Source organism: Limnohabitans sp., assembly GCF_044361645.1.
GTDB lineage: Bacteria > Pseudomonadota > Gammaproteobacteria > Burkholderiales > Burkholderiaceae_C > Limnohabitans_A.
In genome coordinates this window covers 1-9,106 of sequence record NZ_JBIKIL010000141.1, presented here as the reverse complement: position 1 = coordinate 9,106, position 9,106 = coordinate 1, and the positions used below count along the sequence as shown (strand labels likewise).

Genomic DNA, 9,106 nt, shown 5'->3' with positions numbered 1-9,106 from the left:
ATACTTTGATAAGCTTGGAGCACCACGTCTGGTATGAACCTCAACCTCACGAACCGCCTAGTGCGGACCCGCATGCTAGGTGGTGTGGCAGGGGCGCAGTCATGTTGACTGCCCCCTATGCCGATGGATGCTGCGCCCGCTGATTTTCCCAGTGCCCGCCAGCGGCTCGCTGACGATGGGAATGCCTTTTCCAATCCAAGCGCATGATTTGACCGCGTGACATGAGCAAAGCCTTTACCCGTGAAACCGACAGTGACGAGGACGACGGCTTTGACCTGCCGGCCTTGCCCTTGGGCGCACGCAACTACATGACGCCTGCAGGCTATGCGCGCTTGAAAACTGAGCTGTTCAGCTTGATCGACGACGAGCGGCCCAAGGTGGTGGAAATCGTGCATTGGGCGGCCAGCAACGGTGACCGCTCTGAAAACGGCGACTATCTTTATGGCAAAAAACGCCTGCGCGAAATCGACCGCCGGGTGCGTTTTTTGACCCAGCGCTTGGAGTTGGCCGAGGTGGTCGAGCCGTCGGTTCACCACGGCAGCGACCAGGTCTTCTTTGGTGCCACCGTCACTTACGCAGACGCGCATGGCACCGAGCGAACGGTGACGATTTTGGGCATTGACGAGGCCGACAGCTTGAAAGCTGAAGTCAGTTGGGTGTCCCCCATTGCCCGCACCTTGCTCAAGTCTCGCGAAGGCGATGTCCTCAAGTTGCCCACGCCTGCAGGCCTGCTGGACATCGAGGTGCTGCAGGTGAGTTACCCGCGTGCCAACTGAAGGCCAACTGGGTAACACCCAGTGTCTGCATGCGCTTGAACGCTTGAACGCGGGTATGCGCTGGCATGCGCTGGCATGCGCTGGCGCGAAGTCAGGGTGTGATCAGGGGGTGATCAGTGGCTGCGTACCCAGTGTTGCCATCAAACCGGCAAGTGTGCTTTGTTGGTTTGCCGCTCGGCCTTGATGACCGAGGGTGTGCGTTTGAGGTGGCGCAGCACCTGCTCCAAGTGGGCCGCATCGCGCACGGCCACCAAAAATTTCAACTCAGCGGTGTCTTGTGGTGAGTCATGCCCCATGTCGACGTGCACGATGTCGGTCTCAGCGCTGGCCAAGGCACCGGCAACACGGGCCAGCACCCCTTGACCATTGACCACGGTGACGTTGACCGCCGTCTCAAAACTGCGGCTCAATTCGTCGGACCACTCTACGCCGATGAAGCGTTCGCTGTCTTTGTGCTCGAGTTTGCGTGCAATGGCGCAGTCACGGGTGTGCACGGCCAAACCTTCGCCGCGGCCTAGGTAGCCGACGATGTCGTCCCCGGGCAGAGGACGGCAGCAACGTGAATAGACCACCGAAGCGTTCTCGCTGCCGTCCAAGGTGATGGCCCCTTGCGAGATCGATTCGTGCGCGGTGAAGCGTTCACGGGTCATCAGCAGCGCATCGGGTTTTTGACCGAGTTCAGACAGCAAAGACGTCAGGCGTTTGGCCACAATGGTCGCGATGCGCTTGCCCAAACCAATGTCCATGAGCAAATCAGACTGGTTGCGGTTGCCGGTGAAGCGCAGCAATTTTTCCCACAAGGCTTGGTGGGCCTCGTCATTGGCGGGCAGTTGGTTGATGCCCTCGGCACGCAGAGCTTGTGCCAACAACTTTTCGCCCAGGCCCACCGATTCGGTCTGCGCCATGGTTTTGAGGTGATGGCGGATCTTGGAGCGGGCGCGTCCGGTGCGCACAAAGCCCAGCCAAGCGGGGTTGGGCGATGACACGGGCGCGGTGATCACCTCGATCACGTCGCCGTTTTTGATTTCGGTGCGCAGCGGCACTTGGTCGCCATTGATGCGGGCGGCCATGGCGTGGTCACCCACCCGGCTGTGGATGGCGTAGGCAAAGTCCACCACGGTGGCACCCCGCGGCAAGGCCATGATTTGGCTTTTGGGCGTGAACACATAAACCGCGTCGGGAAACAAATCCACTTTGACATGGTCCCAAAACTCGGCCGCATCGCGTGTCTCGGTCTGGATGTCGAGCAGCGACTGCAACCATTGCGTGCCCAAACGCTCCGACTGCGCGCTGGCCGATTCGTGTTCTTTGTAGAGCCAGTGCGCGGCCACACCCGATTCGGCGACCAAGTGCATGGGCTCGGTGCGCATTTGAAACTCAACGTTCACGCCCGAGGGCCCCACCAAGGTGGTGTGAAGCGATTGGTAGCCGTTGACCTTGGCAATGGCGATGTGGTCTTTGAATTTACCGGGCAAGGGTTTGTAGATTTGGTGCAACAAACCCAGCGCGGTGTAGCAGTCGATGACCGAGGGCACGATGACGCGGAAGCCATAAATATCGGTCACCTGGGCGAAACTCAGGTGCTTCTCGTCCATCTTTTTGTAGATGGAGTACAGCGTTTTTTCGCGGCCACTGATGCGCACTTCCATCTTGGCTTGGGCGAACAAAGCCTCCACATCCGCCTGTACTTTTTGGATCAGGTCGCGTCGGCGATTGCGCGCGCGCGAAACCGCCTTGGTCAGAACCGCATGACGCCAAGGCAGCAAGTGTTTGAAGGCCAGGTCTTGCAGTTCACGGTAAATCTGGTTCAGACCCAATCGGTGCGCGATGGGGGCGTAGATTTCCAGTGTTTCAGAGGCAATGCGGCCCCACTTGCTACGCGGCATGTCCGACAGGGTGCGCATGTTGTGCGTGCGGTCGGCCAGTTTGATGAGGATCACGCGCACATCGCGGGCCATGGCCAGCAGCATTTTGCGAAACGACTCGGCCTGGTTTTCTTCACGGGTGTTGAACGCCAGCTTTTCCAGCTTGGTCAAACCGTCGACCAGCTCCGCGACGGGGGAGCCAAAGCGTTCGATCAACGCCATTTTGGTGATGCCGCAATCTTCCATGGCATCGTGCAGCAGCGCAGCCGCCAAAGCTTGCGCGTCCAGCCGCCATTCGGTGCACAAACCGGCCACGGCAATCGGGTGGGTGATGTAGGGTTCGCCGCTTTTTCGCATTTGCCCAAGGTGGGCTTCATCGGCAAATTTGTAAGCCCGCCGCACCAAGTCGATGTCGGTGTCGCTCAGGTAGCCCAGTTGTGCCTCCAGCACGGCAAAGCTGGCGGCCGCCGCATTGGCCGCAGCCGGCCCCAGCGGCAGCGGGCGGCTGGGCTTGGCTTTGTGGGGGCGGGGCATGACGGAGCTCATCGCATCAATGTAACGCAAGCCAGAACGCGATTGAAAAACAAGCAAAAAAAAGCCCCAATATTGGGGCTTCGGTGAGTTGGGAGGCGGATGATTTCAGATCAGTGCCTGCCGCACAGGGCAAAGGCGCTCAGTTCACGCGTTTGAGCATCTCAATGCCCACCTTGCCAGCGGCGATCTCGCGCAGCGCAGTCACACCGGGTTTGTTTTTGCTCTCGATGCGGGCGGTGTGGCCTTGGCTCAGCATGCGGGCGCGGTAGGTGGCAGCCAAAACCAACTGGAAGCGGTTCGGGATCTTTTCCAAGCAGTCTTCAACGGTGATGCGGGCCATGGTGTATTCCTTGAGATTGCTGTGCGGGGGTCAAGCCATTTTGAGGGCTTGAAAGGTGTCAGGCCGGGCGCGGCGCTGAACGTGGAACTTGAGGCGCTGGGCGTGAACAACCGCTTTGAGGTCGAACAATGCGCGGTCAAAAACTTCGTTGATTATAACGAAGTCAAATTTCGGGGCCTGCGCCATTTCGATGGCGGCGTTATGCAGGCGCAGCTCGATGATCTCGGGCGTGTCCTCGCCCCGGCGCTCCAGGCGCGAGCGCAGCTCCTCCCAGCTGGGCGGCAAGATGAAGATCAGCACCGCATTGGCGTACATCTTTTGGATTTGCAAAGCGCCTTGGTAGTCGATCTCCAAAATCACATCGGCCCCTTGGGCCATGCGGTCCTCGATCATCTTTTTCGAGGTGCCGTAGCGCTGACCGTGCACATGCGCCCATTCCACAAAGGCATTGCCCTGCACCATGGCGTCAAATTCTTGCGCTGAGGCAAAAAAGTACTCGCGGCCGTGTTTTTCCTGGCCGCGTGGGGCGCGTGTGGTGTGCGAGACCGTGGGTTGCACGCGAGCGTCGAGCTCCATCAAGGCCTTGACCAGGCTGGATTTGCCCGCCCCGCTGGGGGCGGCCACGACAAACAGGTTTCCGGGGTAATCCATGCTCAGGCTCTTTACTCGATGTTTTGAACTTGCTCGCGCATTTGTTCGATCAGCACCTTCATGTCCACTGAGATGCGCGTCATCTCCAGCACGGCCGATTTGGAGCCCAAGGTGTTGGCTTCGCGGTTCAGCTCTTGGATCAAAAAGTCCAGCCGCTTGCCGATGTCACCGCCCTGGGTCAGCAGTCGGGAGAGCTCGTCCAGGTGCGAGCGCAGGCGGGTGAGTTCTTCGGCCACGTCAATGCGGATGGCGAAAGCCGTGGCCTCGGTCAGGGCGCGGTCTTGCGCGACTTCGGGCAGGTGGCTGCCGTCGGCCAAGGCCATGGCGTCTTTCCAGCGCTCTAAATAGCGCTGGCGCTGCTGTTCAACCAGTTGCGGCACCAGAGGCAAAGCCAGCTGAGCCAAAGCGCGCAGCTGCGTGATGTGGCCTTGCAGCATCTCGGTCAGGCGTGCGCCTTCTCGGGCACGGGCCTCGCGCAGGGCATCCACGGCTTGTGTGGCCAGTTGCATCCAGGCGGCCTCGTCGGGTGCGGCTTGGCCCGTGCTGCCCGCCGTCATGCGCAGCACATCGGCCACGCTCAAAGACCGGGCCTCGGGCAACCAATCTTGCACCTTGTCTTGCAGGGCGGCTATTTTTTGCAGGGCTTGGTGGTTGGGCGCTTGCAAAGCCGCGCCATCACCAGCGTCTTGGCTGGCGCGCACCTCGACTTTGCCGCGTTTGATCTGGCGCGTGATGAGTTCGCGCAAGCCGGGCTCGAGCTGGCGCAGCTCTTCGGGCAGCCGAAAACTCAGGTCCAAAAAGCGGCTGTTGACCGAACGAATTTCCAAACCCAAGCGGGCTGTGGGGCCCGCCGTGGCCGGGGTTTCGCCACCTGCGGTTTGCGGGCTGTGCTGCACGCTGGCGTATCCGGTCATGCTGTAAACTGACATTGAGAAATCCTTGTGGCAGCGAGCGGCCCTGTTGAACAACCAGGCCCCAGCAGCGCTGCAGATGCAAAGCCTAACAGCCGAGCATGAAACCCGCCATTATCACCAACTCTGTTGCCCCGCTTTGCGGCCCTCCTTGGGGCACAGCGGGCAAGCCAAGCCCCAACATGATCCCCAACCCCAACCCCAACCCCAACCCCAACCAACGGCCAGCATGAACACCACCCCTTCTCCGGTCGCCTCTCCGGTTGCCTCTCAGATTTCTTCTCACGTGCGAACCGGCCGCTCAGCCGACGCCCTGCGCCCCGTGCGCATCACACGCGGCTACACCGTGCACGCCGAAGGCTCGGTGCTCATCGAGTTTGGCCAGACCCGTGTGCTGTGCACCGCCTCGGTGGAAGAAAAGGTGCCCGGTCACAAAAAAGGCAGTGGCGAGGGCTGGGTCACGGCCGAATACGGCATGCTGCCCCGCGCCACCCACACACGCGGCGACCGCGAAGCCGCGCGCGGCAAACAAAGCGGGCGCACACAAGAGATTCAGCGCCTGATTGGCCGCTCGCTGCGGGCCGTGTTCGACCTGAAAAAACTGGGCGAACGCACCATCCACCTCGATTGCGACGTGCTGCAGGCCGACGGCGGCACACGCACCGCCAGCATCACGGGCGCTTTTGTCGCAGCGCAAGACGCCGTGAACTGGCTGATGGCCAATGGCAAATTGACCGAATCCCCCATCCGCGACCGGGTGGCCGCCATCTCGGTGGGTCTGAAAAGCGGAACCGCCTTGCTGGACCTGGACTACCCCGAGGACTCGGCCTGTGACACCGACATGAACGTGGTCATGACCGGCGCTGGCCACTTTGTCGAAGTGCAGGGCACGGCCGAGGGCCTGGCCTTCACCCGAGTCGAAATGGACCGCATGCTGGCGCTGGCCGAAAAAGGCATTGCCCAGTTGGTGCTGCTGCAAAAGCAGGCGCACGACCAGCCCCAAACGCTGAGCTTCAGCGCCTGAAGCTGGGGCCAATTTGTTCATGAAAATCGTTTTGGCCTCCAACAACGCGGGCAAGCTGGCCGAGCTGCAAACCCTGCTGGCCCCTTTGCACATGACGCTGGTGCGCCAGTCCGAGCTGAACATCCCCGAGGCGGCTGAGCCCTTCAAAACCTTTGTGGAAAACGCCCTGGCCAAAGCCCGGCACGCCGCGCAGCTGAGCGGCTTGCCTGCCTTGGCCGATGACGCCGGTTTGTGTGTCGACGCCTTTGGCGGCCAGCCCGGTGTGGACACAGCTTTTTATGCCACCCGCTTTGGCTACCCCAAGGGTGACGACAGCAACGTGACCGCTTTGCTGGCGCAAATGCAGGGCCTCCAAGGTGCTGTAGAGCGCCGCGCGGCCATGGTCAGCACCTTGGTGGCGCTGCGCAGTGCCGACGACCCTGAGCCTTTGATCGCGGTGGGCCGGGTGGTGGTGCAGATCACGCCCGAGCGCCGGGGCAGCAACGGTTTTGGCTTTGACCCGGTGATGTGCTTGCCTGAGTTTGGCAAGACCTTTGCCGAACTGCCGCCCGAGGTGAAAAACGCCCACAGCCACCGGGGCCGCGCTGCGCAAGCCCTGTTGGCCTTGATGCGCGAGCGCTGGTCTGAACTGGCTTCGGTCTGAAGTGAGCCTGCTGAGCCTGCCATGAACTCACCCTTGGACCCGGTGCACGCCATGCGGCCCGGCGTGCTGCAACTGAACGCCTTGCCGCCCCTGTCGCTGTACGTGCACCTGCCTTGGTGCATCCAAAAATGCCCTTACTGCGACTTCAATTCGCACGAGCTGCGTGCGGGGACAGATGCCGTGTCCACGCAAGACCGCTACATCGATGCCCTGTTGGCCGACCTCGAAGCCAGCCTGCCCCTGGTATGGGGCCGCAGCATTCAGACCGTGTTTTTGGGTGGCGGCACGCCCAGCCTGTTTTCGCCCGAGGCCATTGAGCGCTTGGTGAGCGGCATTCGAGCCCGTCTGCGTTTGGTGCCCGACGCCGAGATCAGCATGGAGGCCAACCCCGGCACCTTTGAAAAAGACCGGTTCAAGGCCTTTCGCCAGGCCGGCATCACGCGTTTGTCGATTGGCGTGCAAAGTTTTGACAACGCCCACTTGAAAGCGCTGGGCCGGGTGCACGACCGAAACCAAGCCTTGGCCGCCGTGACCGAAGCCGCGCAGGTGTTTGACACCTTCAACCTCGACCTGATGTACGCCTTGCCCGGTCAAACGCTGGCGGGCTTGAGCCAAGACGTCCAGATCGCCCTGTCTTTTGCGCCGCCCCACATCTCGATTTACCACCTGACCATCGAGCCCAACACGGTGTTTGCCAAGTTCCCGCCCGCTTTGCCTGAGGACGATCTGGCCTACGAGATGATGGACCGCATCACCGAGTTGACGGCTTTGGCAGGCCTGGAGCGCTACGAGGTCTCGGCCTATGCCAAGCCGGGCCACAGCTGCGCGCACAACCTGAACTATTGGCAGTTTGGCGACTACTTAGGCATTGGCGCTGGCGCGCACAGCAAACTCAGTTTTGCGCACAGGGTGCTGCGGCAAGTGCGTTACCGCGAACCGGCGCTGTACATGCAGCAAGCCTTCAAGGGCGAGCCCATCACGCAAAGCAACGAGGTGCCACGCCAAGATTTGCCGTTTGAATTCATGCTCAATGCGCTGCGTTTGCGCGCTGGCTTTGCCTTGGCCGACTTCTGTGAGCGCACGGGCCTGGCCATCACCAGCCTGCAGCAGGGCTTGCAACAAGCCGAAAAAATGGGCCTGATCGGTCGCGATTTGCACCGGGTCTGGCCGACCGAAAAAGGTTTTGATTTTCTGAGCGATCTGCAAGCGCTGTTTTTAGCCGACAGCGAAGGCGCACGAGCGCGCTCTTGAGCTGCGTGTCAGATTTTTCGGTGAAACCGGTCGAGCACGAATTTCAAGCTGTAAAGCATCAACAAAGCGCCTAAGGCATTGCCCACAAACATGGGCCAAATATCGATCCAGATGTTCAGCTGGGGGCGCTCTAAAAGCAGCCACACCAGTTGGTGCGCCAAAGCGCTGGCCGCTGCAAAAATCAAGGTCAGGTTCAACAATTGGGTGGCATTGAGCGTGTGCAGGTGCGGGCTCAACCACTTGCGTTTGATCAGGTATTTCATCACCAGCCAAGGCGTTAAGCCGCCCACCAGGCCATTGGTGAGGGCCAGCACAATCTGGCCTTGCGAGAAAACATCCCAGTCAATCAGCCAACTGCCCAGCATCAGACCCAATGCGCCCGGCAAGCCCAGCACCAGCACCAAGATGATGCGAAAACCAGCGGGCAAAAAAATCCAACTGATGCCTTCGCTGTATTGAAAGTTAGAAAAAACCCAGTTGTTGAATTGGAAGAAGCCCACAAACAAAACAGCACTGAGAAATGTCAGTGCTGTTTTTTCGAGAGCGTTGCGTATGGGTAAATTCATAACACCCTCAAGACACCAAGTTTTGGTGTGCCTGTTGCATGGACTGGCCAAGGCTCTTGAAATAGTCCAGTGTGCGCTGGGTAGGGATCAAGAATTTGGCGCGCCGGTCACCCTCTAAGTTCAAGGTGCTGAGCATGTCTTTTTCGCGCAAACGCGAGACGCGCTTGTGCAAGGTGGCAGGAGAGCCCAGATCGGCCAGTCCAATGGCTTCGCGCACGGTCATGGGTTTGCTTTCGTACCAGCAAAGCACCACCGCTTGCAGCAAGGCGGCCTCATTGGCATCCATCTCTTGCCCAGCGGGCAAAGCTTGAACCACTTTGGACAACTGTAAAAAACGCAAATAAGCGGCGGTAAAGGGACTCGGATTTTTTTCCATAATTTACCAGTCGTGTCCGGTTAAAAAGTGAACAAATTCAACTGCTTAGCGCAGTCAGGTGGTGCGGTTATGTGAGCATCGGTCTGCAAGGCGCATGAAATCTGGGTTTTCTCGAAAACAGACACCGACAAAATCTGTAGAAAAGTGTAGAGCGAGGCCTTCAATTGCA

General features: G+C 59.9%; 11 protein-coding genes and 1 pseudogene. 5 read left to right on the top strand and 7 right to left on the bottom strand.

The genetic code is table 11. The features are described 5' to 3' along the window. Window positions 1-221: 221 nt before the first annotated feature. Window positions 222-776, top strand: a complete 555-nt coding sequence (greB, locus tag ACIQ39_RS16990) for a transcription elongation factor GreB (protein ID WP_396435782.1) — start codon at window positions 222-224, stop codon at window positions 774-776. A 140-nt stretch (window positions 777-916) separates the two neighbouring features. Here the strand turns inward: greB and ACIQ39_RS16985 are convergent, their stop codons facing one another. The 4 genes from ACIQ39_RS16985 to ACIQ39_RS16970 all read right to left on the bottom strand — a co-directional run bounded on the left by ACIQ39_RS16985 (window position 917) and on the right by ACIQ39_RS16970 (window position 5,080). Then, entirely contained in the window at window positions 917-3,175 is a 2,259-nt protein-coding gene (locus ACIQ39_RS16985; protein ID WP_396435781.1) for a RelA/SpoT family protein, read from the bottom strand. Window positions 3,176-3,314: 139 nt separating this feature from the next. Beyond that, window positions 3,315-3,515, bottom strand: coding sequence for a DNA-directed RNA polymerase subunit omega (gene rpoZ / locus ACIQ39_RS16980; protein ID WP_396435780.1), 201 nt, complete (start codon window positions 3,513-3,515; stop codon window positions 3,315-3,317). A gap of 30 nt (window positions 3,516-3,545) precedes the next feature. Beyond that, the gene (gmk, locus tag ACIQ39_RS16975) at window positions 3,546-4,166 is read right to left on the bottom strand and encodes a guanylate kinase (protein WP_396435779.1); all 621 of its coding nucleotides are present in this window, start codon (window positions 4,164-4,166) and stop codon (window positions 3,546-3,548) included. An 11-nt stretch (window positions 4,167-4,177) separates the two neighbouring features. Continuing rightward, the gene (locus ACIQ39_RS16970; protein ID WP_396435783.1) at window positions 4,178-5,080 is read right to left on the bottom strand and encodes a YicC/YloC family endoribonuclease; all 903 of its coding nucleotides are present in this window, start codon (window positions 5,078-5,080) and stop codon (window positions 4,178-4,180) included. Between the two features lie 98 nt (window positions 5,081-5,178). Here ACIQ39_RS16970 and ACIQ39_RS16965 point away from each other — a divergent pair, with 98 nt between their 5' ends. From ACIQ39_RS16965 to hemW, 4 genes are read left to right on the top strand one after another with little or no spacing between them, the layout of a single operon-like run. Further along, window positions 5,179-5,310 (top strand): hypothetical protein, encoded by a 132-nt coding sequence (locus tag ACIQ39_RS16965; RefSeq protein ID WP_396435778.1) that lies wholly within the window; start codon window positions 5,179-5,181, stop codon window positions 5,308-5,310. Continuing rightward, complete coding sequence (gene rph, locus ACIQ39_RS16960) at window positions 5,307-6,101, top strand: ribonuclease PH (protein WP_396435777.1); 795 nt, start codon at window positions 5,307-5,309, stop codon at window positions 6,099-6,101. The genes ACIQ39_RS16965 and rph overlap by 4 nt, the downstream gene beginning before the upstream one ends. 19 nt (window positions 6,102-6,120) lie before the next feature. Then, a complete protein-coding gene (locus ACIQ39_RS16955; protein ID WP_396435776.1) occupies window positions 6,121-6,744 on the top strand; it encodes a non-canonical purine NTP pyrophosphatase in 624 nt (207 codons plus the stop codon). A gap of 21 nt (window positions 6,745-6,765) precedes the next feature. After that, window positions 6,766-7,995 carry a radical SAM family heme chaperone HemW gene (hemW, locus tag ACIQ39_RS16950; RefSeq protein WP_396435775.1) on the top strand — a complete coding sequence of 410 codons (1,230 nt, stop codon included), beginning with the start codon at window positions 6,766-6,768 and terminating at the stop codon, window positions 7,993-7,995. A gap of 8 nt (window positions 7,996-8,003) precedes the next feature. Here hemW and ACIQ39_RS16945 read toward each other — a convergent pair whose 3' ends face one another. The 3 genes and pseudogenes from ACIQ39_RS16945 to ACIQ39_RS16935 form a co-directional block, all read right to left on the bottom strand. Continuing rightward, window positions 8,004-8,561, bottom strand: a complete 558-nt coding sequence (locus ACIQ39_RS16945; RefSeq protein ID WP_396435774.1) for a hypothetical protein — start codon at window positions 8,559-8,561, stop codon at window positions 8,004-8,006. Window positions 8,562-8,568: 7 nt separating this feature from the next. Continuing rightward, window positions 8,569-8,937 (bottom strand): hypothetical protein, encoded by a 369-nt coding sequence (locus ACIQ39_RS16940; protein WP_396435773.1) that lies wholly within the window; start codon window positions 8,935-8,937, stop codon window positions 8,569-8,571. A gap of 20 nt (window positions 8,938-8,957) precedes the next feature. Continuing rightward, window positions 8,958-9,106, bottom strand: a pseudogene (locus tag ACIQ39_RS16935) (IS4 family transposase); the annotation flags it as partial.

What these genes read in the sequence shown, in the direction of transcription:
- greB (WP_396435782.1), top strand. Translation starts at nt 222, where the DNA reads ATGAGCAAAGCCTTTACCCGTGAAACCGACAGTGACGAGGACGACGGC.
- ACIQ39_RS16985 (WP_396435781.1), bottom strand. Translation starts at nt 3,175, where the DNA reads ATGCCCCGCCCCCACAAAGCCAAGCCCAGCCGCCCGCTGCCGCTGGGG.
- rpoZ (WP_396435780.1), bottom strand. Translation starts at nt 3,515, where the DNA reads ATGGCCCGCATCACCGTTGAAGACTGCTTGGAAAAGATCCCGAACCGC.
- gmk (WP_396435779.1), bottom strand. Translation starts at nt 4,166, where the DNA reads ATGGATTACCCCGGAAACCTGTTTGTCGTGGCCGCCCCCAGCGGGGCG.
- ACIQ39_RS16970 (WP_396435783.1), bottom strand. Translation starts at nt 5,080, where the DNA reads ATGACCGGATACGCCAGCGTGCAGCACAGCCCGCAAACCGCAGGTGGC.
- ACIQ39_RS16965 (WP_396435778.1), top strand. Translation starts at nt 5,179, where the DNA reads ATGAAACCCGCCATTATCACCAACTCTGTTGCCCCGCTTTGCGGCCCT.
- rph (WP_396435777.1), top strand. Translation starts at nt 5,307, where the DNA reads ATGAACACCACCCCTTCTCCGGTCGCCTCTCCGGTTGCCTCTCAGATT.
- ACIQ39_RS16955 (WP_396435776.1), top strand. Translation starts at nt 6,121, where the DNA reads ATGAAAATCGTTTTGGCCTCCAACAACGCGGGCAAGCTGGCCGAGCTG.
- hemW (WP_396435775.1), top strand. Translation starts at nt 6,766, where the DNA reads ATGAACTCACCCTTGGACCCGGTGCACGCCATGCGGCCCGGCGTGCTG.
- ACIQ39_RS16945 (WP_396435774.1), bottom strand. Translation starts at nt 8,561, where the DNA reads ATGAATTTACCCATACGCAACGCTCTCGAAAAAACAGCACTGACATTT.
- ACIQ39_RS16940 (WP_396435773.1), bottom strand. Translation starts at nt 8,937, where the DNA reads ATGGAAAAAAATCCGAGTCCCTTTACCGCCGCTTATTTGCGTTTTTTA.